This window comes from Streptacidiphilus jeojiensis (assembly GCF_042510965.1).
GTDB lineage: Bacteria > Actinomycetota > Actinomycetes > Streptomycetales > Streptomycetaceae > Streptacidiphilus > Streptacidiphilus jeojiensis.
Map to the genome: position 1 here is coordinate 24,968 of NZ_JBEUKS010000019.1, position 23,641 is coordinate 48,608.

Consider the following 23,641-nt stretch of genomic DNA (forward strand, 5'->3'; position numbering starts at 1 on the left):
CCCGGGGCCGGGTACTGGGAGCGGGACCAACTCAGCCCATTGTGGTGGCGAACGAGGCGATGACCCCGATCACCACCAGGATGGCGAGGATCAGGCCGAACATCTGCAGCAGCTTCTTGTTGCCGCCGGTGGGATTGGGGTCGAGAACTGGCATGCCGACGAGTCTGCCACCGGGTCCCGGATGAGAACCGGCGGGGTCCTCCCTCTTACCCTCGCCCGGGGCGGGCCACCGTTTCGTCCGCGATCCCGTCCGCGTTCCCGACTGCGATCTCGTCCTCGATCTGGCGCGGACGGGCCGCCCGGCGGCCGACGAAGGCCTGGACGCCCATCAGCACCGCGAGGAAGGCCAGCGGCCCGTACCAGCCGTGCTCGCGCTGGTAGAGGACGCCGATCAGGATCGGTCCGGGCACCGAGATCAGATAGCCGACGCCCTGGGTGAAGGAGGAGAGCCGGGTCACGCCTTCCCCGGTCCGGGAGCGCAGCCCGATCATGGTCAGCGTGAGCGGGAAGGCGCAGTTGGCCAGACCGGCCAGCAGCGCCCAGATCCAGGGGGCGGCGGCCGGGGCGAAGGCCAGGCCGGCGTAGGCGGCCAGACCGGCCACGGACAGCGCGATCACGATGGCGCCCTGGTCCGGACGGCGTGCGGCGTAGGCCGGGATGACGAAGGAGAGCGGGGCGCTGACGACCATGGTCACGGCGAGCAGCAGTCCGGACTCGGAGTCCGAGATCCCGGCGTCCTGGAAGATCTGCGGCAGCCAGCCCATGGTGGCGTAGGCGGCGGTGGCCTGCAGGCCGAAGAAGACGGCGAGGGCCCAGGCGGTGCGGCTGCGGGTGATCGGCAGCCTGACCCGGACGGCCGCCGCGACGGCCGGACCGGAGGAGCCGGCACGGTCACGGCGGGCGAGCCCGAGGTGGGCCAGCCAGACCAGCAGCGCGGCGGCCGCGGTCAGCGACCAGATGCCGAGGCCGACCCGCCAGCTCCCGCCCAGGGCGTTGGTCAGCGGGACCGCGACGGCGGCAGCGGCGGAGGTGCCGAGGGCCAGCGACATCGAGTACAGCCCGGTGATCGGGCCCACCCGGTCCGGGAAGTAGCGCTTCACCAGCACCGGCATCAGCACGTTGGAGACCGCGATGCCGCCCAGGGCCAGGGCGCTGAGCAGCAGGAACAGTGCACTGTCCGGGGCGATCGACCGGGCCGCCAGGCCGAGCGCGATGGCGCCCATACCGGCGCACACGGTGGTCGCGGGACCGACCCGGCGCGCCAGGGTCGGCGCCAGCAGACCGAACAGGGCGAAGCAGAGCGAGGGCAGCGCGGTCAGGATGCCGGCCACCACCGCGCTCATCCCCAGCGTGCCGCGCACCTGGTCCAGCATCGGGCCGAGCGCGGCCACGGCGGGACGCAGATTGAACGCGGCCACCGCGATGGCCACGGCGAGCAGCCAGCGGGCGCGCTGGGGGGTGAGGACCTGGGACGGGGACGGGGACGGGGACGAGGGCGTGGAGGTGGATGCGGGCGTGGGTGCGGTGGTCTCAGCGGCAGGCATGGCACCATCATAGAATGATGGGATGACTTCAGGTCACGCCTTTTGCTCCAAGCCTTTGGCGATCGAGAGGCGCGATGATGGGATCACTCCACACACCTCGACAAGGAGAGTCCATGGCACTGACCTCGCCCCGGCGTGAGCCGCTGGCCGACCAGGTGATCGCGCAGCTGCGGATCCAGATCACCTCGGGCGAGTGGCCGGTGGGCTCCCGCATCCCCACCGAGGTCGAGCTGGTCGAGCAGCTGGGGGTGGCCCGCAACACCGTCCGCGAGGCGGTGCGGGCGCTGGCCCACAACGGGCTGCTGGACATCCGGCAGGGTTCGGGGACCTACGTCCTGGCGACCAGCGAGCTGGCCGGGGTGATGCACCGGCGGTTCGCCGACGCGGAGCAGCAGCAGGTCGCCGAGTTGCGGGCGACGCTGGAGTCGTCGGCCGCGCGGTTGGCCGCGGGGCGCCGGACGGCGCAGGACCTGGAGCTGCTGGAGCTCGCCAGCGAGCGGCGGGAGGAGGCCTGGAAGGGCGGCGACACCGAGTCCTTCATCCAGGCGGACGCGGCCTTCCACCAGGCGGTGGTGGCCGCCAGCCACAACGAGGTGCTGGCCGCGCTCTACGCGGACCTGGGCGAGGTGCTGCGGGCGCACCTGCGCAACGACGTGGGGCCGGTGCTGGCCGCGGACCGGTATGTGCCGCATGCCGACATCGTCGAGGCGATCAGGTTGCGGGACGGGGCACGAGCTGCGGAGCGGGCGGCCTGGGTGGTGGGGCGGTGCAGCATTGAGGAAGGCGCCTGAGGGGGCGCGGGGAGCTGTTCGGGCGACCGTGCACCTCGGTGGGTGGTTGGCCGCGCAGTTCCCCGCGCCCCTGAATTCAGCTGCGCTGAATCAGGCGCCGATGGCGTGGAGGCCGCCGTCGACGTGGACGATCTCGCCGGTGGTCTTGGGGAACCAGTCCGAGAGCAGCCCGACCACGCCGCGGCCGGCCGGCTCGAAGTCGGTGACGTCCCAGGGCAGCGGGGAGCGGACGTTCCAGGTGTCGGCCAGGGTGTCGAAGCCGGGGATCGACTTGGCGGCCATGGACTTGAGCGGACCGGCCGAGACCAGGTTGCAGCGGACGTTCTGCTTGCCGAGGTCACGGGCCAGGTAGCGGGAGGTGGCCTCCAGCGCGGCCTTCGCCGGGCCCATCCAGTCGTACTGCGGCCAGGCGATGGTGGCGTCGAAGGTCAGGCCGACCACCGAGCCGCCCTCCGCCATCAGCGGCAGGCAGGCCATGGTCAGCGACTTCAGCGAGAACGCCGAGACGTGCACGGCGGTGGCCACGGACTCCCACGGGGTGTTCAGGAAGTTGCCGCCCAGGGCGTCCTGCGGGGCGAAGCCGATGGAGTGGACCACCCCGTCCAGGCCGCCCAGCTCCTCGCGGACCTTGTCGGCCAGCCCGGCCAGGTGCTCCGGGTTGGTGACGTCCAGCTCCAGCACCTTGCACGGCTTGGGCAGCTTCTTGGCCACGCGCTCGGTCAGGGTGGGGCGCGGGAAGGCGGTGAGGATGATCTCCGCGCCCTGCTCCTGGGCCAGCTTGGCCACCTGGAACGCGATGGAGGTCTCCAGCAGCACGCCGGTGACGAGGATGCGCTTTCCTTCGAGGATTCCACTCATGTCGGTCAGTGACCCATGCCCAATCCGCCGTCGACGGGAATGACGGCTCCGGTGATGTACGCGGCCTCGTCGGAGGAGAGGAAGCGCACGGTGGACGCGATCTCGGCCGGATCCGCGTAGCGGCCCAGCGGCACGCCCGCGACGATCTCGGCCCGGCGCTCGTCGCTGAGCACCGCGGTCATGTCGGTGTCGACGAAGCCGGGGGCGACCACATTGACGGTGATGTTGCGCGGGCCGAGCTCGCGCGCCAGCGAGCGGGCGAAGCCCACCAGGCCGGCCTTGGAGGCGGCGTAGTTGGCCTGGCCCGGGGACCCGGTCAGGCCGACCACCGAGGAGATCAGCACGACGCGGCCCTTGCGCGCCCGCATCATCAGCTTGGAGGCGCGCTTCACGACGCGGAACGCGCCGGTCAGGTTGGTGTCCAGGACCGAGGTGAAGTCCTCCTCGGACATGCGCAGCAGCAGGGTGTCCCTGGTGACCCCGGCGTTGGCGATCAGGACCTCGACGGGGCCGTGCTCCGCCTCGACCTCCTTGAACGCCTGGTCGACCTGCTCGGCGTCGGTGATGTCGCACTTGACCCCGAAGAAGCCCTCCGGGGGCTCACCGGAGCGGTAGGTGACGGCGACCTTGTCGCCCGCCTCGGCGAAGGCTCGGGCGATCGCGAGGCCGATGCCCCGGTTGCCTCCGGTGACGAGAACCGAGCGGCTCAACGGTCCACCTCTTCTCTCCTGGGTGACAGCTACTGGCTACTGGCAGGACCAGCCAACGCATGAGTACGCAGGCCTACGCATGGCGACGCTATCCGCAGAGGACACGGGCAGGCGAATCGGTGCCCGACAGTGGAACCGGCCCCGAGCTGTGGGTTTCCCACAGTGGGGGTGCCTGCTTCCGGTGCCTGCTTCCGGTCCGGACGCCCCGGCAACGGCAGAAGGCCCGGCACCTGGGTGCCGGGCCTTCTGACTTCGCGAGTAGCGGGGACAGGATTTGAACCTGCGACCTCTGGGTTATGAGCCCAGCGAGCTACCGAGCTGCTCCACCCCGCGTCGTTGTGTCCACACCGTACCCCGGCCGCCCGGATAAAAGCGAATGGGTTGTGGCGGGCGTAGGGCAGGATGCCGAACGAGACCCCATCATCTGGAGGAGTTTGATGACGGACACATCACCGTCCCTCGATCCCGCCTTCCTGGCGCTGCCGCTGCGTTCGCTGGCCGATGCGGCGCTGGCGCGGGCCGCCGAACTCGGTGCCGCCCACGCCGACTTCCGGCTGGAGCGGGTGCGCAGCGCGTCCTGGCGGCTGCGGGACGCGCGGCCTGCCGGGACCTCGGACACGCTGCAGCTCGGCTTCGCCGTGCGGGTGGTCCACGGCGGTGCCTGGGGCTTCGCGGCCGGGGTGGACCTCACCCCGTCGGCGGCGGCGCGGGTGGCCGAGCAGGCCGTGGCGATGGCCCGGCTCTCGGCCGGCATCGGCGCCGCCTCCGGCACCGAGGACCTGGTGGAGCTGGCCGAGGAGCCGGTGTACCCGGACGCGACCTGGGTCTCCTCCTACCAGGTGAACCCCTTCGAGGTCTCCGACGCGGAGAAGACCGCGCTGCTCGCCGACTGGAGCAGCCGGCTGCTGGGGGCCGAGGACGTGTCCCATGTGTCGGCGACGCTGCTCACCGTGCAGGAGAACAAGTTCTACGCCGACAGCGCCGGGACGGTCACCACCCAGCAGCGGATCCGGCTGCACCCGGAGCTGGAGGCGGTCTCGGTGGACGAGACCACCGGGGCGTTCGACTCGATGCGGACGCTGGCGCCGCCGGTCGGGCGGGGCTGGGAGTACCTGCGCGGGACGGGCTGGGACTGGGAGTCCGAGCTGGCGGAACTGCCGGTGCTGCTGGCCGAGAAGATGAAGGCGCCGAGCATCGAGGCCGGGCGCTACGACCTGGTCGTCGACCCGACCAACCTGTGGCTGACCATCCACGAGTCGATCGGCCATGCCACCGAGCTGGACCGGGCGCTGGGCTACGAGGCCGCGTACGCCGGGACCTCCTTCGCCACCTTCGACCGGCTCGGCAGCCTGCGCTACGGCTCCGACGTCATGCACGTCACCGGGGACCGCACCGCCGAGCACGGCCTGTCCACCATCGGCTACGACGACGAGGGCGTGCGGACGCAGTCCTGGGACCTGGTGAAGGACGGCACCCTGGTCGGCTACCAGCTGGACCGGCGGATGGCCAGGCTCAAGGGCCTGGGCCGGTCCAACGGCTGCGCCTTCGCCGACTCCCCCGGCCATGTGCCGGTGCAGCGGATGGCCAACGTGTCGCTGCAGCCGGCCGCGGACGGACCGGACACCGCGGGGCTGATCGCGGGCGTCGAGGACGGCGTCTACATCGCCGGGGACCGCTCCTGGTCCATCGACATGCAGCGCTACAACTTCCAGTTCACCGGACAGCGGGCGTATCGCATCCGGGGCGGGCGGCTGGCCGGGCAGGTCAAGGACTTCGCCTACCAGGCCACCACCACCGACTTCTGGGGGTCCATGGAGGCCGTCGGCGGCCCGCAGACCTACCAGCTGGGCGGCGCCTTCAACTGCGGGAAGGCACAGCCGGGCCAGGTCGCGGCGGTGTCGCACGGCTGCCCGTCGGCGCTGTTCCGCTCCGTCAACATTCTCAACACGCAGCAGGAAGCGGGTCGCTGATGTCTTCTCCTTCGGAGCTGGTCGAGCGGGCGCTGGAACTCTCGCGCACCGACGGCTGCATCGTCATCGCCGACGAGGAGTCCAACGCCAACCTGCGCTGGGCCGGGAACGCGCTGACCACCAACGGGGTGACCCGGGGCCGGACGCTCACCGTGATCGCCACGGTGGACGGCGGCGAGGGGACGGCCTCCGGCGTGGTCTCCCGCGAGGCGGTCACCGCGGACGAGCTGGAGTCGCTGGTCCGGGCCGCGGAGGCGGCGGCCCGCGAGGCGGGCCCGGCCGAGGACGCCCAACCGCTGGTACGGCCGGGCGGCCCGGCCTCGGCCGACTTCACCGCGGACCCCGCCGAGACCGGCGTGGACGTCTTCGCGGCCTTCGCCCCGGCGCTCGGGGAGTCCTTCGCACGGGCACGGAAGAGCGGCCGGCTGCTGTACGGCTTCGCCAACCACTCGGTCACCTCGACCTATCTGGGCAGCTCCACCGGCCTGCGGCTGCGCCACGACCAGCCGACCGGCACGGTCGAACTCAACGCCAAGACCGCCGACCTGTCGGACTCGGCCTGGGTCGGCGCCGCGACCAGGGACTTCACCGATGTGGACCCGGCGGCCCTGGAGGAGCAGCTGGCCCAGCGACTGGTCTGGGGCGAGCGCCGGATCGACCTGCCAGCCGGACGCTACGAGACGCTGCTGCCGCCCTCGGCGCTGGCGGACCTGCTGGTCTACATGAGCTGGTCGGCGGTCGGCCGGGACGCCGCCGAGGGCCGTACGGTCTTCTCCAAGCCGGGGGGAGGAACCCGGATCGGCGACCGGCTGGCGCAGCTGCCGGTGACGCTGCGCAGCGACCCGGCCTACCCGGGCCTGGAGACGGCCCCCTTCGTGGTCACCCGCTCCTCCGGCGGGGACTCCTCGGTCTTCGACAACGGGCTGCCGATCGGGCCGACCGACTGGATCAGGGACGGCGAGCTGACCAACCTGCTGACGACCCGTCACTCCGCAGGCCTGACCGGGCTGCCGGTCCGGCCCGCTCCCGACAACCTGGTCGTCGACGCGGGGGGCACCGCCTCGATGGAGGAGATGGTGGCCCGGACCGAGCGCGGGCTGCTGCTGACCTGCCTCTGGTACATCCGCGAGGTGGACCCGGCCACCCTGCTGGTGACCGGGCTCACCAGGGACGGCGTCTACCTGGTGGAGAACGGCGAGGTCACCGGGGCGGTCAACAACTTCCGTTTCAACGAGTCCCCGGTGGACCTGCTGGGCCGGATCACCGAGGCCGGACGGACCGAGCGCTGCCTGCCGCGCGAGTGGGCCGACTGGTTCACCAGGGCCGCGATGCCGCCGGTCCGGGTGGCCGACTTCAACATGAGTTCGGTGAGCCAGGCGTCCTGACGGGCCAGCGGGACGGCCGGGGCGGCCGGTGGGAGAATCCTGGGAATCTCCTGCAGAAACCGGGTGCCCCGGCCACGATGCCGCACGTGGCGCGGCGTACCGTGACGGACATGGGGAAGTCCAAGGGCAAGGTCGAGGTCGTACGGATCACCGGGGCTCGTTCGAGCCTCAGCGAGGACGTGCGCGGGCGGCAGCGTCGCTACATGATCGCCATGGCGGTGCGCACGCTCTGCGTGATCCTGGCCGTGGTGCTCTGGAAGGAGTCCCGGATCGTCGCGATCATCGCCCTGGTCGGCGGGATATTCATCCCGTACCTGGCCGTGGTGATCGCCAACGCCGGCCGGGAGAACTCCCCCGGCATGCCCGACACCTTCATCGGCCATCAGCCGCAGCCGATGCTGGAACCCGGGACCGAGATCCCGTTCCCCGCGGCCGAGACCAGCGCTGCTCCGCCACAGGCCTGAGCCGCCGACAGCGGACCCATAGGGTCCGGAAATACGCACACACTGAATTCACCGTCGGCACGACCGTCCCGAACGGATGTCGACGGTCTTCTCTGTGCCCCTGCCGCTGACCTGATCTGCGAATTCATCGCCGCGAAACAATTCTCACTGATCGTCATTCCGAGAATTGATCTGCGGGGCCCGGAAAGGATCAGTTCGGATCCGTTGACATGCCCCGGGGCCGAGCCTAGCTTCAAACCCTGTCCGTACACGGCTCACCAAACATGTTTGGAGGCATGATGCAGGGCACGGTGGAACAGGACATTTCGACGGAAGTGGCCGATCTCGACGAGGTCTCCCTGGAACTCATGGGGGCTTCCGAGGACCTGGCGTTCTCGAAGATCGTGGAAAGGATCGTGCCGACGTACACCCGGGTCGAGCGCCTGAAGGTGACCGCCTTCCAGAGCAAGATCAAGGGATAGGGACACGGCGGCTGCGGAGTGCGGACAGCCGCGCACCGCAGCCGTCGCCCGCACCATGCGCTCTTCCCGATCACAACGCCGAGGACTGCCGTGGACTCTCCGCCCGTCCCTTTCTCCGACTTCATTCTCAAGGTCCACAGCCGCTGCAACCTGGCCTGCGACTACTGCTACGTGTATGAACACGCCGACCAGAGCTGGCGGACCCGCCCGCTGGTGATGAGCGAGACCACGATGGCAGCGGTGGTCGGGCGCATCAGGGATCATGCACAAGGCCACCGTCTCTCCCGGGTCAGCATCGGCATGCACGGTGGCGAGCCGCTGCTCGCCGGTCATGACCTGATCGAAAAGCTGGCGGTCCGGTTACGCGACTCCCTGCAGGGAATCTGCGATCCGGAGTTGTGGATCCAGACGAACGGGGTGCTGCTGGACGAGCGGTTCTGCGAGATCTTCCTGGCCCAGGGCATCGAGGTCGGCATCTCCCTCGACGGCGGAAAAGTCGAGAATGACCGGCACCGGGTCCATGCGAACGGGAAGAGCAGCTTTTCCGCCGTTGTGCGCGGAATCTCACTGCTGGCCTCGGAGCGCTATCGCTCCCTGTTCTCCGGCCTTCTGTGCACAATTGACACACTGAATGATCCCATAGCTGTCTACGAATCGTTGGCGTCCTTTGATCCACCGGCCCTGGACCTGCTGCTACCGCATGCGAACTGGGAGAATCCGCCTGCACACCAGGACGGTCCGGGCACCGCGTACGCGGACTGGCTCATCCGCATCTTCGACCGATGGAATGCAGACCTCCGCCCTTTCCCCATTCGCCTCTTCGACTCGATCATCGACACCTCGTTCGGGGGCTCCAGCGGAGTCGAGACGATAGGTCTCGGCTCGGCGGAGATGGTGGTGGTGGAGACTGACGGCACCCTGGAGCAGGTGGACCATCTGAAGTCGACGTTCGAAGGGGCCGCCTACACCGGACTCGATGTCCTGGAGAACTCCTTCGACGAGGCGGCAGCCCATCCCGGGATACGCGCCCGACAGGTCGGACTCGCAGGCCTGGCTGCGGAATGCCAGGCCTGCCCCCTGGTCACCAGTTGTGGCGGCGGCCTCTACGCCCACCGGTACCGGGCCGGCTCGGGCTTCGACAATCCGTCGGTCTACTGTGCCGATCTCTACAGACTCATCGAGCACATTCGCGTGTCCATCGACGCCGATGAGCACACCCGCCCCGCACCGTCGGAGCGGGTGCACCGGATTCCCCGCTCAAGCCTGCGGCAACTGGGGCAGGGCCACGGGGACCGTGCCGCAATCAATGCCCTCAGAGCCGGTCAGCGCAGCTTGGGCCGACTGCTTATCGCCTCCGTCTACCACGCGACACCGGCAGAGCCTGCCGCTCGTCGGGCCTGGCTGGCGCTGACACGCATCGAGCGGCACGCTCCCGCCGAACTGGCTGCCGTCCTTGCTCATCCCTACATCAGGATCCGCGCCACGGACTTCCTGGCCAGGGCAGCAGAGCAGAGGGCAGGGAACGGGAACAGCACCGAGAGCGAACTCCGCACACTGCAACGTGAGGTACTGGTCGCGGTGGCGGGCGCGGCCGCCGCGCGCACGGGGACCGTCCTGACTCTCCCGACGACGGTCGACGGGCACGACCTCTACCTGCCGACCCTGGGCCTGGCCCGGTTTCCCTCCCGGGGGCAGCCGACGGAAGTCACCCTCACCTCGTCACCGCAGTCGCTCACCATCGACACGGATGACGGTTCGGGGCTGGTCCTGGAGAGGGGATCCGGTGGTGTGACCGCCGTCCGGAGCGACGGAGTCCACTGGCAGCCGACCCGCAGCAGGACCGTCCAGGGAGTCATGGTCGCCCTGGTCGACGACGACCCCTACCGGAACGTCTACGCCGAGGAGCCGTTGCCCCCGGTCTCCGACGCCGAAGCGGCCCTGTGGTGGGAGCTCCTGAATGGAGCCCTCGACCTCATCCGGCGCGAGTTCCCGGCCTACTGGCCCGGAGTGACGGGGATCCTGGCGGCGATCACCCCGCTCCGCCCCCGTCACGACGGAGCCCAGGTCAGCGGTACCTCCAGAGATGCTTTCGGCGCCGTAGGAGTCGCCGCACCCGACGGACCGGAGACGCTGGCCCTGCTGCTTCTGCACGAGATCCAGCACGCCAAGCTCGGGGCACTCATGGATGTCGTCGACCTCTACGACGAACAGGACTCCCGGTTGTACCCGGCCGCCTGGCGGGAAGACCTGCGCCCGTTGGAGGGCCTGCTCCAGGGCACCTACGCCCACATCGCCGTGGCTGACTTCTGGAGGAGCCGGAGCAGCCGCCCGCACGAAGGGGCCGACGGCGTCGCACAGCGCGAATACCTGCGCTGGCGCCAGGGAACGGACCAGGGCATCGAGACCTTGGTGGGCTCCGGTTCGCTCACGGAGATCGGTCTGGAACTCGCGCTCCAGATGCGGTCCGCCGTGCGGGGGTGGGCGTGATGGCCGCCACCGGGTCGACGAACTACCGGCTGCTCTACGCCGCCAACGCGGTGTCCAGAACCGGGTCGACCTTCTTTCCGGTCGGCCTTGCCTTCGCCGTACTCGATCTCACCGGATCGGCCGCCGACCTCGGCTACACCCTGGGCGCCTCGGCCCTGGCCGAACTCGGGTTCCTGCTGGTGGGCGGTGCGGCGGCGGACCGGTGGCCAAGGATCCGGGTGCTGCTCATATCCGCCCTGTGCTGCGCCGTGATCGAGGTGCTGACCGCGACCGCACTCCTGCTGGGGTCGATCCACATCTGGGAACTCGTGGCCCTCTCGGCGACAGCCGGCCTGTCGGGTGCCTTCTCCCGCCCGGCCGCACAGGGTCTGATCCCGATGGTGGCGCCGGCCGGAAAGCTCCAGCGGTCCATCGCCCAGATCCGGCTGGCCAACAGCACCTGCTTCATCGTCGGGCCCTCCCTGGCCGGACTCCTGGTCGCGGCGACCGGTCCCGGCTGGGCCATCCTCATCGACGCGGTGAGCTACGCCGCCGCCCTTCCGCTGCTGCTGAGGCTGCGGAGCCGACTCGGCCCCGTGGAACCGGAGGAGGCCGAGGACTCCGCCGGCATCTTCGGCCAGATCCGGGAGGGGTGGACAGAGTTCTGGAGCCGCCCCTGGCTGTGGACAGTGGTCATTCAGAGTGCATTTGTGAACATGGGTGACTACGCCGGGTTCTTCCTGCTCATGCCCGTGGCCACGCGCGAACTCTATGCGGGTGCGTCCAGCCTGGGATTCCTGATCTCGGCGACCGGTGCCGGCTTCGTCGTCGGCGGGCTGGTGGGGCTCTCCTGGAAACCGCGGCGTCCCCTGCCTGTCGCCGTGGCCTACCTGCTCGGGTGCGGCGCGCCGCTGTTGGCACTGGCCCTGGAGCAGCCGTTCTGGGTGGTACTGCTGGCGGCCCTGGTCGGCGGATTCTGCTCGGAGCAGCACGGCGTCCACTGGGACACCCTGCTGCAGCGGCACCTGCCCCAGCGGATCATCAGCCGGGCCTACGCCTACGACCAGCTGGGGTCCGAGCTGTTCACCCCCATCGGCTACTTCTTCGGCGGAGCCATCCTGGCAGCCATCGGCCTGGTTCCGGCCCTCTGGATATGCGTCGGTCTGATCGCCGTGCCTACTGCTCTGGTGTTCTCCTTCGCCGTGGTCCGCGGGGTGTCCGACCCCGGCCAGGAGGATCCGATGACGGAGGAGCCGGCGTTGGACTCCGTCGCATGACCCTCCTCGGGACCGATCAGGGTCCTCACGGGAAGCTCCCAGGCTCCTCCCAGCCTTAACGGAGTCCTAAGAGCAGGTCGTCGGGTTTTCTCGTTTCCCCCTCTCAGAGGGCGTTTGCGCATGCAATACTTCATTCGCGTTCCGGACCTTTACCGGAACCGAAGGACCGATGCCGGGCAGCTCCCCCCGTGGCTGCCCGGCATCTTCGTGCGGTGAACCGGTGCGCCGTCACCCGGTCCAGTCGGCGAACGGGACGACGTCCTTGAGGAAGCCCCGCAGGTCCAGGAACTGTGAGAGGTGCTCCTTGTGCTCGTCGCAGGCGAGCCAGGTCTTGCGGCGTTCCGGGGTGTGCAGTTTGGGGTTGTTCCAGGCCAGGACCCAGACGGCGGGCAGGCGGCAGCCCTTCGCGGAACAGTGCGGGATCTCCTCGGTACTCATCCCTGGAGTATCGCCTGCTCAGCCGCCGATGGCGGACATCGGACGGTCCGGCTGGTGGAACGAGGGCTCGTCGATGCCGGCGCCGGCCTTCTTGCCCCACATGGCCTTGCGCCACAGCTCGGCGACGGCCTCGTCGCCGGCTCCGTCGCGCAGGGCGGAGCGCAGGTCGGTCTCCTCGGTCGCGAACAGGCAGTTGCGGATCTGACCGTCGGCGGTCAGCCGGGTCCGGTCGCAGGCCCGGCAGAACGGACGGGTGACGCTGGCGATCACTCCGACCCGGGCCGGGCGGCCGTCCGCCCCGGTCCGGCCGTCGACCAGCCAGCGTTCGGCCGGGGCGGCACCGCGCCGCTCGTCCGGCTCCGGACTGAGCGCGAAGCGCTCGCCGAGGCGGGCCAGGATCTCCTCCGCGGTCACCATGTCGGCGCGGTCCCAGCCGTGCTGGGCGTCCAGCGGCATCTGCTCGATGAAGCGCAGCTCGTAGCCGTGGTCCAGGCACCAGTCGAGCAGGTCGGCGGCCTCGTGGTCGTTGACGCCCCGCATCAGCACGGTATTGATCTTCACCGGGCTCAGCCCGGCGGCCTCGGCAGCGGCCAGGCCGGCCACCACGTCGTCCAGCCGGTCGCGACGGGTGAGGGTGCGGAAGGTCTCCCGGTCCAGGGTGTCCAGGGAGACGTTGACCCGGTCCAGGCCGGCCTCGCGCAGCGCGGCGGCGGTGCGGGCCAGGCCGATGCCGTTGGTGGTCAGCGACAGTTCGGGGCGGGGGTCCAGGGCCGCGCAGGCGGCGACGATGCCGACCAGACCGGGGCGCAGCAGCGGCTCGCCGCCGGTGAAACGGACCTCGGTCACCCCGAGACCGGTGACGGCCAGCCGCACCAGGCGGACGATCTCCGCGTCGGTCAGCAGTTCGGGCTTGGGCAGCCACTGCAGGCCCTGTTCGGGCATGCAGTAGGTGCAGCGCAGGTTGCAGCGGTCGGTCAGCGACACGCGCAGGTCGACTGCACGGCGTCCGAATGTGTCGATCAACATGGCGACCCGCTCCCCTTGACTGTCTCCCAGGGTAGGACCTGGGACGGCCCACCAGCCTCAGCACTGCTGCCCCGGCACTGCTTCGGCACTGCTTCGGCACTGTTGCCGGGGCGCTTTGTCGATGAATTTCTCTACCGATGACAGCCGCTCCGGCCGATACCGGAGGCGGGGGTGCGTCGTTGTCCCCTGTGAACCCCTTCGAGTGCGCACCGTCCCTGCGGGACAGCTGCGGAGGTCTGCCATGCCCAGGCGCCCCACATCCCGGAGCCGCGGCTCCGAACCCGAGCCCGGTGCCCAGCCCGGTGCCCAGCCCGGACCGGTCCGGCCGCCCTTCGGGACGGTCCGGCTGGAACGGGCGATCGCCCCGGTGCCCCCGCCGGCCACGGTCCACCACCCGCCCGGGCTGCCACTGGGACCCTCGGTGCCGATGCCGGTGCTGAGCTTCGCGGCGCTGCGCCGGATGCCGTAGCCGGGCCGCCCTCCGGTGCTGACGGCGGAGGGCGGCCCGGGGTCGGGCGGCGTCAGAAGGTGATCTTGACCTTGAGCGCGGTGCGCTCGTCCATGGCCTTGTAGCCGCCGGGGACGCCGTCCAGGCCGACCACGGCGTCGAAGACCGGGGAGGGGTCGATGGTGCCGTTCAGGATGTCGGCCAGCAGCTCCGGGATGTAGGCGCGGGCCGGGGCGACCCCGCCGCGCAGCGCGACATTGCGGTCGAACATCTGGCCGATGTCGACCCCCGCGCTGCCGCCGTGCGGCACGCCCACATAGCCGACGGAGCCGCCGTCGCGGGCGATGGAGATCGCGGTGCGCATGGACTCCTCGGTGCCGACCGCCTCCAGCACCGCGTGCGCGCCGACCCCTCCGGTCAGCTCCCGCACCGCCTCGACGGCCGCCTCGCCGCGCTCGGCGACGATGTCGGTGGCGCCGAAGGTCCTGGCGATCGCGGTCCGGTCCGGGTGCCGGCCCATGGAGATGATCCGGTCCGCGCCCAGGCGCCGGGCGGCCAGCACCCCGCACAGGCCCACCGCGCCGTCGCCGACCACCGCGACCGTCCGCCCCGGGCCCACCCCGGCCCCCAGGGCGGCGTGGTGCCCGGTCGCCATCACGTCGGACAGTGCCAACAGCGCGGTCAGCAACCGCTGGTCGCCGGCGGCCTCCTGGGGCAGCTGGACCAGGGTGCCGTCGGCGAAGGGGACCCGGACCGCCTCGCCCTGGCCGCCGTCCGAACCGGGGGTGCCCCAGAAGCCGCCGTGCGGGCAGGAGGTCTGCAGCCCCTCGACGCAGAACTCGCAGACGCCGTCCGACCACACGAACGGGGCGACGACCAGGTCGCCGGGCTTGAACCCGCGCACCTCGGCGCCCACGGCCTCGACCACCCCGAGGAACTCATGACCGATCCGCTGCCCCGGCTGGCGCTGAGCGACGCCCCGGTAGGCCCACAGGTCACTGCCGCAGATACAGGCCAGCACGGTCCGCACCACCGCGTCCGTGGGCTTCTGCACCGCGGCGTCCGGGACCTCCTCGATACGGATGTCGTTGGGGCCGTGGATCACGGTGGCACGCATGGAGGGATCCCACTCTTTCAGGTGACAGGGGACGAACAGGCTTCGAACAACCTACGGACCACGATATTCCGTTTCCCGGAGGCGCGGCTGCCGTGGCCCGAGCTGTCAGAGCGGGCCCGTATTCTGAACGACCATGGAACCGACCCGCCTGGACGACATCGACGCGCAGCGCGCGGGCCGCGACGCAGTCCGGCCCGCGGTGCACCCCTACCCCCAGGGCGGCTGGGCCGTGGTGGACGTCGAGACGACCGGCCTGGGCCGGACCGACCGGATCGTGTCCGTGGGTGTCTACCGGCTCGACCCGGTCGGCGAGGTGCTGGACCACTGGTACACCCCGGTCAACCCCGAGCGCGATCCGGGGCCGGTCTGGATCCACGGTCTGACCAGCGAACACCTGGAGGGCGCGCCCACCTTCCCGGAGATCGCCGACCGGCTGGCCGAGCAGCTGTCCGGGCGGGTGCTGGTCGCCCACAACGCGCTCTTCGACTGGTCGATGATCTCCCGCGAGTACGCCCGGATGGGCGGTCGGGCCCCGGTCGAGCAGCGGCTGTGCACCATCGTGCTGGCCCGGGACCTGCGGCTGCCGCTGGCCAACCACCGCCTCGGCACCCTGGCCGGACACTTCGGGGTGATCCCCCGTCAGGCGCACCATGCGCTGGACGACGCCCGGGTGCTGGCCGAGGTGTTCCGGCCGAGCCTGCGGATGGCCGTGGAGGCGGGCCTGCCGCTGCCGTTCCAACCGTGCGTGGCGCCCGCACTGGTGGACCACCTGGCGGACGACGCCGACGCCGCACCGCCGAACCGCGGCGGCTCCGGATCCCTGCGGTCCGCCGGCTGGAGCCCCTACCGCCCGGCGCGGCGGCGCCCGGCCTGCCCGTACCCCAACCCGGGCCGGTGGGAGCCGGAGCAGCCGCTGGTGCAGGGGATGCGGGTGGCGATCAGCGGCGACACCGCCACCGACCGCGAGCTGCTGGAGGACCGGCTGACCGAGGCGGGCCTGCACGTGGCCGGCTCGGTGAGCAGCCGGACCAGCCTGCTGGTCACCAACGAGCCGGGCGGCTGGACCACCAAGGCCCGGCGCGCCCGCGAGGTCGGCACCCCGGTGGTGGACGAGGCCGCGTTCCTGCACCTGCTGCAGGGCGTGGTGCCCCAGCAGCGCCAGGCCTGACGCCCCCTCCGGCGCCAACCCGGAGCCCGCCGTAAGCGGACAGATCGGGCGGGGGTACCTTCAATGGGTGCTGCGCATCCTGCTGACCCGGCGCTGGGTGATCCTGACTCTGGTCTTCTTCGTGCTGATCCCGGTGATGTACCTGCTGGGCATGTGGCAGTTCCACCGCTACCAGCAGACCAACGTCGGCAACCAGCTGATCTCGCAGAACCTGTCGGCGAAGCCGGTCCCGATCGGGTCGCTGAGCCGGCCCGGGGCCACCGTGCCCGGCAGCGAGCGCTACCGCAGCGTCACGGCCACCGGCCACTACGACACCGCGCACCAGTTCGTGGTACGGCACCGCACCGACGCGGCCGGGGACACCATCGGCTACTACGTGGTCACCCCGCTGATCACCGCCGACGGTGACGCCGTGCTGGTGAACCGGGGCTGGGTGGATCCCGGCAACACCACCGGCGACCAGTACCCCAAGGTGCCCGGGGCGCCGTCCGGCACGGTCACCGTCACCGGGCTGCTGCAGCCGGACGAGACCACGGCCGTCAGCGGCATCCGCGACGTCAAGGGGCTCCCCGACCGGCAGTTCATGCTGATCAACAGCGTCCAGCAGGCCGCGCACCAGCCCGAGCCGGTGGTGGCCGGGTACCTGCAGCTGGAGAGCACCAGCCCGAAGGCCCCGGCCGGCGACTCCGCCGAACTGGTGCCGCTGCCGAACAACAACGACAGCAGCAGCATGGCGGTGGTCGGCAAGGGCGTGCACCTGCCGTACGCGGTCCAGTGGTGGCTGTTCGCGCTGCTGGTCCCGATCGCCTGGGGCTCGCTGCTGCGCCGGGAGGTCAAGGACCGCGAACGCAAGGCCGTGATCGCCGAGAAGAAGGCCGCCTTCCTGGCCGCGCAGCAGGCCAGGGCCGGACGACCTGCCGGACGACCTGCCGAAGTACCGGCGGAATCGGTGTCGGACACGCCCGAGGAGACGGTTGGCGCCCCCGCCGGGGCGACCGGGGAGTAGCGTCCGGGCCAGGAGCCGCAGGCCTTTCGGAGTGAGGGGGACGCACACATGCCCGGACGTATCGAGGACTACGCGCTGATCGGGGATCTGCAGACAGCGGCCCTGGTCGGCCGGGACGGCTCCATCGACTGGCTGTGCCTGCCCCGGTTCGACTCGCCCACCTGCTTCGCTGGTCTGCTCGGCGACAAGGAGCACGGCAGCTGGCGGTTGGCGCCCGAGGGCGCCACCGAGTGCACCAGCCGGTCCTACGTGGGCGACAGCCTGGTCCTGGAGACCGTCTGGGAGACCGACACCGGCACCGTCAAGGTGATCGACTTCATGCCGCAGCGGGACCGCACCCCCGATGTGATGCGGATCGTGGTGGGCGTCTCGGGGTGCGTGAAGATGCACGCCGAGATGCGGCTGCGGTTCGACTACGGCCGAGTGGTGCCGTGGATGCGGCGCACCGACCACCACCGGGTCGCGGTGGCCGGCCCAGACTCGGTGTGGATGCGCGGGCACTCGGCGATCCGCACCTTCGGCAAGGACTTCACCACCTTCGGCCACTTCGAGGTCAACCCCGGCGACCGGATCCCCATCGTGCTGAGCTGGCTGCCCTCGCACCACTCCAGCCCGCCGCGCCAGGACGCCGAGGCGTCGCTCCAGGAGTCGCTGCTGGGCTGGCAGGAGTGGTCCGCCGTCAGCAAGTACCGCGGACCGTATCGGGATCCGGTGATGCGCTCACTGATCGTGCTCAAGGCGCTGACCTACGAGCCCACCGGCGGCATCGTCGCCGCCGCCACCGCCTCGCTGCCCGAGGAGATCGGCGGCGAGCGCAACTGGGACTACCGCTTCTGCTGGCTCCGCGACTCCACCATGACCCTGTCCGCCCTGCTGCGCAGCGGCTACGTCGAGGAGGCCTCGGCCTGGCGCGAGTGGCTGCTGCGCGCCATCGCCGGCGACCCGGCCGACCTGCAGACCATGTACGGGGTGGCCGGCGAGCGCAGGCTCACCGAGTTCACCGCCGACTGGTTCCCCGGCTACGAGGGCTCGGCACCGGTCCGCTTCGGCAACGCCGCCGTGGACCAGCTGCAGCTGGACGTGTACGGGGAGGTGATAGACACCCTGTACCTGGCGCTGACGGCGGGAATACCGATGGAGCGTCATGTCTGGGCGCTCATCAACTCGTTCATGCGTTTCCTGGAGGACCACTGGAGCGACCCCGACGAGGGTCTGTGGGAGGTGCGCGGCGGGCGCCGGCACTTCGTCCACTCCAAGGTGATGTGCTGGGTCGCCTTCGACCGCGCGGTGAAGATGGCCGAGATCACCGGGATGCCCGCGCCGCTGGACCGCTGGCGCGAGGTCCGCGACGAGATCCACCAGGACGTCTGCGCCAAGGGCTTCGACGCGGAGCTCGGCAGCTTCACCCAGTACTACGGCGGCAAGGAGCTGGACGCCTCGACCCTGTTCGTGGTCAAGACCGGCTTCCTGCCCGCCGACGACCCCCGGGTGGTCGGCACCGTCGACGCCGTCCAGAAGGGCCTGGACCACGACGGCTTCGTGCTGCGCTACTCCACCGGGGAGCCCGAGGACTCCCAGGTGGACGGTCTGCAGGGAACCGAGGGCGCGTTCCTGGCCTGCTCGTTCTGGCTGGCGGACGCACTGATCGCGATCGGGCGGGTGGAGGAGGGACGGCAGCTGTTCGAACGGGTCGCCGCCATCTCCAACGACCTGGGGCTGATCTCCGAGGAGTGGGACCCGAAGGCCGAACGGCAGCTCGGCAACACCCCGCAGGCTTTCACCCATGTCGCCCTGGTCAACACCGCCTTCGCGCTGGAAGAGCCGAAGAAAGCACGACAGGAGGAACTCTGATCCATGGACCTCGGACTTGAGGGACGCGTCTACGCCGTCACGGCCGCCAGCCGCGGGCTCGGCTTCGCCAGCGCGGAGGCACTGGTCGCCGACGGAGCCAGGGTGGTGGTCACCGGACGCGGCCAGGCCTCGGTGGACGAGGCCGTCAAGCGGCTGGGCGGCCCCGCCTCGGCGGTCGGCGTGGTCGCCGACAACGCCGCACCGGACACCGCGGAGCGGCTGATCGCCGCGGCGGAGCAGCACTTCGGGCGGATCGACGGGGTGCTGATCAGCGCGGGCGGCCCGCCGGCCGGGTCGATGCTCTCCGCGACGGACGAGGAGTGGGTCGGCGCGTTCGAGTCGGTCTTCCTGGGGGCGGTGCGGATCGCGCGGCGCTTCGCGGCGGAACTCGGCGAGGGCGGCGCGATCGGGTTCGTGCTGTCCGGCTCGGTCCGGGAGCCGATCGGCGGGCTGGCGATCTCCAACGGCCTGCGGCCGGGGCTCGCGATGGCGGCGAAGACCCTGGCGGAGGAGCTGGGGCCGCAGGGCATCCGGGTGTTCGGGCTGCTGCCGGCCCGGATCGACACCGAAAGGGTCCAGCATCTCGACTCCCTCGGCGGCGACCCGGAAGGCGCCCGGGCCCGGGCCTCGGCGGGGATTCCGCTGCGGCGCTACGGGAGGCCGGAGGAGTTCGGGAAGGTGGCGGCGTTTTATCTTTCCCCGGCGGCGTCGTATTTGACCGGAGTCATGGTGCCGGTTGACGGCGGTGTGCTGAAGGGGATTTGAGCGGAGGCGGATTGTCAGGTGCGGGTGGTGCATGGTTTCTGTTCGCGCAGGTCCCCGCGCCCCTGAGGAGTTGCAACTGGCCCAGTTGCACTTGTTTAGGGGCGCGGGGAACTGCGCGAACAGAAACCCCCACAAACGTTCACTGGACCCTCGGAACCGAACCCGATTCCACCCGCACCCGCGCCTCCGCCGGCAGCGCCACCCCCGTGGTGCGCCGTGCGTCACCGAGCGGTCCCGCCGCGAACTCGTGCAGGACGGGCCCCGGGGCCGCCCCCGGGGCCAGGGTGAGGGCGATGCGGGCGCGGGGACGGCGCGCGCGGCCGAGGATGCGTACCCGGGCCCGGGACACCCCGGGGATCTGTTCGGCCCCGTCGGCGACGGCCTGCGCCAGCGCCCCGCCCCGCAGCCGGACCGGGACGTCCGCCGCCGCCGGCACGGCCACCCGGTCCGCCGTCCCGGTACGGAGTTGGGCCAGCAGCCACCACAGCGACAGCAGCGCGACGACGCCCAGCGCGGCGAAGACACTCGGCCACCACCAGCCGTCGCCGCGCCAGCGCACCCGGTCGGCCGGGTCCAGCACCGCGTGGTGCGGGTCAGTGACGGTCCAGTCGGACGGCAGGCCCAGGTGCCAGCGGTGGTTCAGGTCGAGTCCCCCGGCCAGCAGCAGCAGTCCCCCGGCGAGCAGCACCAGGCCGACCAGGGCCAGCAGGGTGCGGTTGACCGCGGTCCGGCTCATGACCTCCTCCTGCCCTTGCTCTGCGTCCTGACCTTGACGTTGACCATCGGCGGCCGGACCAGGCCGAGCCGGCCGCGCTCCACCGAGAGGTGCTCGGCCAGGGCCGCCTTCACCTCGCCGGGGTCCCCGAAGCCGACCACCGCGCGGACCCGGGCCCGGCGCCGCCCGACCTTCACCCCGGCCTCCCGCACCCCCGGAGTCTCCAGGGCGGCGCGGCGCAGCATCGCCGCCGCCGCGCGGCGGTCCAGGGCGGCCCGCAGGCCGCCGGTGTCCTCGGTGGCCAGCGGCAGCAGCCGGCGCAGTCCCGGGGTGGCGGCGAGCAGCAGCAGCCACAGGCCCAGCGCGCAGACCACGGCCGAGCCGGCGATCACCCAGGCGTCGTCGAGGTGACGGTCCGCCAGTTGGTCGCTGATCCAGGTGCGCCAGGCATGGGCCCGGTTGCCGCTGCGAATGTAGATCTCCTCGTACAGCAGCGCGCCGGCTGCGGCGACGGCCACCAGCGCGGCGAGGGCGGCGGCGTTGCGGCGGGCCGACCAGAACCGCCGGGCCCGCACCGCGTCCGGTCGGTCCGGCGCGTCTGCGGCAGCCGGGGCGGGCGCCGTTCCGGCCGGCGAGGCGAGGCTCATCGCAACCTTCCGCTCGGGGCCGCCGGGACCAGGCGTTCCACCACCAGGGCGACCCTGGGGTCCTCGGAGCCCGCGAGCTGCACCACCCGCTCGCTGACCCGGTGGTGGACCGCGCGGGTGACGGCGGCGAGGTCGAGGGGGTAGGGCAGGTCGAGGCCCACCCTGATGCTGACCCCGTGCCGCCCTTGCGAGGCCTTGGCCCGGGGGGAGTCGATCCGGTCGGGGTCGGCCCCGTCGTCGGGCAGCTGGTCCGCGAGTGCCTCGGCGGCCGCGCGGGCGGCGATCCGTTCCAGCACCCGGTCGGCGAGGCGGATGCTGCCGCGCTCACCGGGGGCGGGCAGGCCCGGGGCGGGGACGGCGCCGTAGGCCATCAGCTCTTCCGGTCCCTGGGCTTGGTGCTGCGGATCAGGTCGCCGAACTCCAGGTCGCCCTCCAGCAGCCGGCCGGCCACGAAGCCGACCGCGCCCAGCGCCGCGACCAACAGGAACGCGGCGAAGCCGCCGAAGTAGCCGGCGAAGCCGAGGGCCATGCCCACGGCCAGGCCGATCAGTGCCATGCTCACTGGACCCTGCTCTCGGTGGTTTCGTCGTCGTCCTGCTCGTCCGGCAGGTGCACGTCGTTGACGGCGATGTTGACCTCGACGACCTGGAGACCGGTGATCCGCTCCACGGAACTGATCACGTTCTTCCGCACCACCGCCGCCAACTCCGCGATGGGGACGCCGTACTCGACCACCAGGTCGATGTCGAGGGCCGCCTGCCGCTCGCCGACCTCGGCCTTGACGCCCTTTCCGACATTGGGCCGGTTGCCCGGGACCCGGTCGCGGACGGCGCCGAAGCCGCGGGATCCGCTGCCCAGGGCGTGGATGCCCTGGACGTCCCTGGCGGCCATGCCGGCGACCTTCTCCACCACGCCGACGGCGATGGTGGTGCGGCCGCGCTCACCGCTGGGGGCCAGTTGCACCGTCTCGCGCTGGCCGGGCTTGGGGGCGCTGGGCTTGGTCACATCAGTCATGGTGTGGGCTCCCTGTCGGGGTGCCCGGTTCAGCAGGACGTTTCCGCATATACCGGGCATATCATCTCGACCCTAGGGGAGCCCCACGACACGCACACCGCAGTGGAGTCGAACGGGTGAGCCTGCCGCCCGGCGGCTACTCGCCCAGTCCGGCCAGGTCACGCAGCCGGCGCAGCTGGGCGGCGCGCTCGGCCGCGCGCTGCTCGTCGTAGTCGCGGCCGCCGGCCCCCTGCAGCAGTGCCTTGGTCTCCACCAGGGCGTCCCGGGGTGCCGCGAGCAGCGCCCCGGCCAGGTCCGCCGCGGCGGCGTGGAGTTCGTCGGCGGGCAGCGCGGCGTTGGCCAGGCCGATGCGCACCGCCTCGTCCGCGCCGACCCAGCGGCCGGTGCCGCAGATCTCCAGCGCGCGGGCCGGGCCGACCAGGTCCACCAGCGGCTTGGTCCCGGCCAGGTCCGGCACCAGGCCGAGGGCGGTCTCGCGCATGGCGAACTGGACGTCCTGGGAGACCAGTCGGAGGTCGCAGGCCAGGGCCAACTGGAAGCCGGCGCCCACCGCGTGGCCCTGGACCGCGGCGATGCTGACCAGGTCGGGGCGGCGCCACCAGGTGAACGCCTGCTGGTAGCCGGCGATGACCTGGTCGCCCTCCTCCCCCTTGGCCAGGTCCAGCAGGCCGCGTTCGCCGGGGATCCCCTCGGGGGTGAAGGCGGCCCGGTCGAGACCGGCCGAGAAGGACTTGCCCTCGGCCAGCAGCAGCACCGCGCGCACCGTCCCGGGCAGGCTGCGGCCGACGGCCGCGAGCGAGCGCCAGAGCGCGGGCGACTGGGCGTTGCGCCGTTCGGGTCGGCACAGCGTGACCGTCGCGACGGCGCCGTCCTCGGCGAGCTCCAGGCGCAGGCCCGCCTCCCCCCACTCGGAGGGGTCGGCGCCGGGGCCGGAGTTCATGGTGGGCGCGGAATGGGACACGAGGACCTCCAGCAGCAGTGGCGAAGTCAAGCTACTGAAGGGTAACCACTACGGACGCGACGATCGGCGACCGGGTGGGAGACCTGTGCTGCGGGACTCCCCCAGCCGCCGAAGCGTCAGGGATCTGACGTGCTGATGGGTCGTACTGATGGATACGGTTCAGGACGTGGCCGCGGCGGTCGCCTTGGCCTTACCGCGCGTGGCGCCACCGCGACCGCGGAGGGAAACTCCGGACTCGCTGAGCATGCGGTGGACGAATCCGTAGGACCGGCCCGTCTCCTCCGCCAACGCCCGGATACTCGCACCGGAGTCGTACTTCTTCTTCAGCTCGGTCGCGAGCTTCTCCCGTGCGGGGCCCGTTACCCGGCTGCCCTTTTTCAGAGTCTCGGCCACCCGTGCCTCCTCGTAGCAAGTGCTCTGTCGGAATCCCATGATCACCCATGGGTGGCCTCCTGGCCACCCATTCCGCAAGGTCGGCAACGGAAATCCCGGCGGGTAGTGGCGTACCGCGCAGCTGACCAGCGTGCGGTTTGCTGTCGCACGCCCGGGGATGTCGCCG

26 protein-coding genes, 1 tRNA gene and 1 pseudogene are annotated in these 23,641 nt (G+C 71.3%); 13 read left to right on the forward strand and 15 right to left on the reverse strand.

Going from position 1 to position 23,641, the window contains the following annotated elements; translation table 11 throughout:
* Positions 1 to 31: 31 nt before the first annotated feature.
* Entirely contained in the window at positions 32 to 154 is a 123-nt protein-coding gene (locus tag ABUW04_RS36275) for an SGM_5486 family transporter-associated protein (protein WP_269665112.1), read from the reverse strand.
* Positions 155 to 206: 52 nt separating this feature from the next.
* On the reverse strand, positions 207 to 1,544 hold the full coding sequence (locus tag ABUW04_RS36280) for an MFS transporter (RefSeq protein WP_380568627.1): 1,338 nt from the start codon (positions 1,542 to 1,544) through the stop codon (positions 207 to 209).
* A gap of 113 nt (positions 1,545 to 1,657) precedes the next feature.
* Between ABUW04_RS36280 and ABUW04_RS36285 the strand changes: the two genes are divergently transcribed.
* Positions 1,658 to 2,335, forward strand: coding sequence for a FadR/GntR family transcriptional regulator (locus ABUW04_RS36285; protein ID WP_030266614.1), 678 nt, complete (start codon positions 1,658 to 1,660; stop codon positions 2,333 to 2,335).
* 90 nt (positions 2,336 to 2,425) lie between these two features.
* Here ABUW04_RS36285 and fabI read toward each other — a convergent pair whose 3' ends face one another.
* The 3 genes from fabI to ABUW04_RS36300 all read right to left on the reverse strand — a co-directional run bounded on the left by fabI (position 2,426) and on the right by ABUW04_RS36300 (position 4,236).
* Positions 2,426 to 3,193 carry an enoyl-ACP reductase FabI gene (fabI, locus tag ABUW04_RS36290; RefSeq protein ID WP_030266611.1) on the reverse strand — a complete coding sequence of 256 codons (768 nt, stop codon included), beginning with the start codon at positions 3,191 to 3,193 and terminating at the stop codon, positions 2,426 to 2,428.
* A 5-nt stretch (positions 3,194 to 3,198) separates the two neighbouring features.
* On the reverse strand, positions 3,199 to 3,903 hold the full coding sequence (fabG, locus tag ABUW04_RS36295; protein WP_030266608.1) for a 3-oxoacyl-[acyl-carrier-protein] reductase: 705 nt from the start codon (positions 3,901 to 3,903) through the stop codon (positions 3,199 to 3,201).
* A 259-nt stretch (positions 3,904 to 4,162) separates the two neighbouring features.
* Positions 4,163 to 4,236 (reverse strand) — tRNA-Met (locus tag ABUW04_RS36300).
* 104 nt (positions 4,237 to 4,340) lie between these two features.
* On the opposite strand from ABUW04_RS36300, the gene ABUW04_RS36305 reads away from it, so the two are divergent.
* The 7 genes and pseudogenes from ABUW04_RS36305 (at position 4,341) to ABUW04_RS36335 (ending at position 11,926) form a co-directional block, all read left to right on the forward strand.
* Complete coding sequence (locus ABUW04_RS36305; protein ID WP_380568628.1) at positions 4,341 to 5,873, forward strand: TldD/PmbA family protein; 1,533 nt, start codon at positions 4,341 to 4,343, stop codon at positions 5,871 to 5,873.
* Positions 5,873 to 7,258 carry a metallopeptidase TldD-related protein gene (locus ABUW04_RS36310; protein ID WP_380568629.1) on the forward strand — a complete coding sequence of 462 codons (1,386 nt, stop codon included), beginning with the start codon at positions 5,873 to 5,875 and terminating at the stop codon, positions 7,256 to 7,258. The genes ABUW04_RS36305 and ABUW04_RS36310 overlap by 1 nt, the downstream gene beginning before the upstream one ends.
* A gap of 110 nt (positions 7,259 to 7,368) precedes the next feature.
* On the forward strand, positions 7,369 to 7,722 hold the full coding sequence (locus ABUW04_RS36315) for a DUF3099 domain-containing protein (RefSeq protein WP_030266599.1): 354 nt from the start codon (positions 7,369 to 7,371) through the stop codon (positions 7,720 to 7,722).
* A 275-nt stretch (positions 7,723 to 7,997) separates the two neighbouring features.
* The gene (locus ABUW04_RS36320; protein ID WP_030266596.1) at positions 7,998 to 8,183 is read left to right on the forward strand and encodes a hypothetical protein; all 186 of its coding nucleotides are present in this window, start codon (positions 7,998 to 8,000) and stop codon (positions 8,181 to 8,183) included.
* A 90-nt stretch (positions 8,184 to 8,273) separates the two neighbouring features.
* Positions 8,274 to 9,362, forward strand: a pseudogene (locus ABUW04_RS36325) (FxsB family cyclophane-forming radical SAM/SPASM peptide maturase); the annotation flags it as partial.
* Positions 9,363 to 10,037: 675 nt separating this feature from the next.
* The gene (locus ABUW04_RS36330) at positions 10,038 to 10,670 is read left to right on the forward strand and encodes an aKG-HExxH-type peptide beta-hydroxylase (RefSeq protein ID WP_380568710.1); all 633 of its coding nucleotides are present in this window, start codon (positions 10,038 to 10,040) and stop codon (positions 10,668 to 10,670) included.
* Positions 10,670 to 11,926, forward strand: coding sequence for an MFS transporter (locus ABUW04_RS36335; protein WP_380568631.1), 1,257 nt, complete (start codon positions 10,670 to 10,672; stop codon positions 11,924 to 11,926). Before ABUW04_RS36330 ends, ABUW04_RS36335 begins: the two co-directional genes overlap by 1 nt.
* Positions 11,927 to 12,154: 228 nt before the next feature.
* Here ABUW04_RS36335 and ABUW04_RS36340 read toward each other — a convergent pair whose 3' ends face one another.
* Both ABUW04_RS36340 and moaA read right to left on the reverse strand, forming a co-directional pair.
* Positions 12,155 to 12,364, reverse strand: a complete 210-nt coding sequence (locus ABUW04_RS36340) for a hypothetical protein (RefSeq protein ID WP_030266586.1) — start codon at positions 12,362 to 12,364, stop codon at positions 12,155 to 12,157.
* Positions 12,365 to 12,382: 18 nt separating this feature from the next.
* A complete protein-coding gene (gene moaA, locus ABUW04_RS36345) occupies positions 12,383 to 13,390 on the reverse strand; it encodes a GTP 3',8-cyclase MoaA (protein WP_380568632.1) in 1,008 nt (335 codons plus the stop codon).
* A gap of 241 nt (positions 13,391 to 13,631) precedes the next feature.
* Here moaA and ABUW04_RS36350 point away from each other — a divergent pair, with 241 nt between their 5' ends.
* Entirely contained in the window at positions 13,632 to 13,859 is a 228-nt protein-coding gene (locus ABUW04_RS36350) for a hypothetical protein (protein WP_380568633.1), read from the forward strand.
* A 52-nt stretch (positions 13,860 to 13,911) separates the two neighbouring features.
* Here the strand turns inward: ABUW04_RS36350 and ABUW04_RS36355 are convergent, their stop codons facing one another.
* Positions 13,912 to 14,955: a zinc-dependent alcohol dehydrogenase family protein gene (locus ABUW04_RS36355; protein WP_030266577.1), complete on the reverse strand. Its 1,044-nt coding sequence runs from the start codon at positions 14,953 to 14,955 to the stop codon at positions 13,912 to 13,914.
* A gap of 133 nt (positions 14,956 to 15,088) precedes the next feature.
* Between ABUW04_RS36355 and ABUW04_RS36360 the strand changes: the two genes are divergently transcribed.
* From ABUW04_RS36360 to ABUW04_RS36375, 4 genes are all read left to right on the forward strand, one after another.
* Entirely contained in the window at positions 15,089 to 16,123 is a 1,035-nt protein-coding gene (locus ABUW04_RS36360) for a DEDDh family exonuclease (RefSeq protein ID WP_051726628.1), read from the forward strand.
* A gap of 67 nt (positions 16,124 to 16,190) precedes the next feature.
* Positions 16,191 to 17,129 (forward strand): SURF1 family cytochrome oxidase biogenesis protein, encoded by a 939-nt coding sequence (locus tag ABUW04_RS36365; protein ID WP_380568634.1) that lies wholly within the window; start codon positions 16,191 to 16,193, stop codon positions 17,127 to 17,129.
* A 48-nt stretch (positions 17,130 to 17,177) separates the two neighbouring features.
* Positions 17,178 to 18,980 (forward strand): glycoside hydrolase family 15 protein, encoded by a 1,803-nt coding sequence (locus ABUW04_RS36370; RefSeq protein ID WP_030266568.1) that lies wholly within the window; start codon positions 17,178 to 17,180, stop codon positions 18,978 to 18,980.
* A gap of 3 nt (positions 18,981 to 18,983) precedes the next feature.
* Positions 18,984 to 19,745: an SDR family oxidoreductase gene (locus ABUW04_RS36375; RefSeq protein ID WP_380568635.1), complete on the forward strand. Its 762-nt coding sequence runs from the start codon at positions 18,984 to 18,986 to the stop codon at positions 19,743 to 19,745.
* A gap of 139 nt (positions 19,746 to 19,884) precedes the next feature.
* Here ABUW04_RS36375 and ABUW04_RS36380 read toward each other — a convergent pair whose 3' ends face one another.
* The 7 genes from ABUW04_RS36380 to ABUW04_RS36410 all read right to left on the reverse strand — a co-directional run bounded on the left by ABUW04_RS36380 (position 19,885) and on the right by ABUW04_RS36410 (position 23,475).
* On the reverse strand, positions 19,885 to 20,481 hold the full coding sequence (locus tag ABUW04_RS36380) for an alkaline shock response membrane anchor protein AmaP (protein WP_380568636.1): 597 nt from the start codon (positions 20,479 to 20,481) through the stop codon (positions 19,885 to 19,887).
* The gene (locus tag ABUW04_RS36385) at positions 20,478 to 21,107 is read right to left on the reverse strand and encodes a DUF6286 domain-containing protein (protein WP_380568637.1); all 630 of its coding nucleotides are present in this window, start codon (positions 21,105 to 21,107) and stop codon (positions 20,478 to 20,480) included. The genes ABUW04_RS36380 and ABUW04_RS36385 overlap by 4 nt, the downstream gene beginning before the upstream one ends.
* Complete coding sequence (locus ABUW04_RS36390; protein WP_380568638.1) at positions 21,104 to 21,478, reverse strand: hypothetical protein; 375 nt, start codon at positions 21,476 to 21,478, stop codon at positions 21,104 to 21,106. The genes ABUW04_RS36385 and ABUW04_RS36390 overlap by 4 nt, the downstream gene beginning before the upstream one ends.
* Positions 21,478 to 21,669, reverse strand: coding sequence for a hypothetical protein (locus tag ABUW04_RS36395; protein WP_030266555.1), 192 nt, complete (start codon positions 21,667 to 21,669; stop codon positions 21,478 to 21,480). Before ABUW04_RS36395 ends, ABUW04_RS36390 begins: the two co-directional genes overlap by 1 nt.
* Positions 21,666 to 22,121, reverse strand: coding sequence for an Asp23/Gls24 family envelope stress response protein (locus ABUW04_RS36400; protein WP_030266551.1), 456 nt, complete (start codon positions 22,119 to 22,121; stop codon positions 21,666 to 21,668). Before ABUW04_RS36400 ends, ABUW04_RS36395 begins: the two co-directional genes overlap by 4 nt.
* Positions 22,122 to 22,257: 136 nt before the next feature.
* A complete protein-coding gene (locus ABUW04_RS36405; RefSeq protein WP_380568711.1) occupies positions 22,258 to 23,061 on the reverse strand; it encodes an enoyl-CoA hydratase/isomerase family protein in 804 nt (267 codons plus the stop codon).
* 180 nt (positions 23,062 to 23,241) lie between these two features.
* The gene (locus ABUW04_RS36410) at positions 23,242 to 23,475 is read right to left on the reverse strand and encodes a helix-turn-helix domain-containing protein (protein ID WP_030266545.1); all 234 of its coding nucleotides are present in this window, start codon (positions 23,473 to 23,475) and stop codon (positions 23,242 to 23,244) included.
* Positions 23,476 to 23,641: the final 166 nt, after the last annotated feature.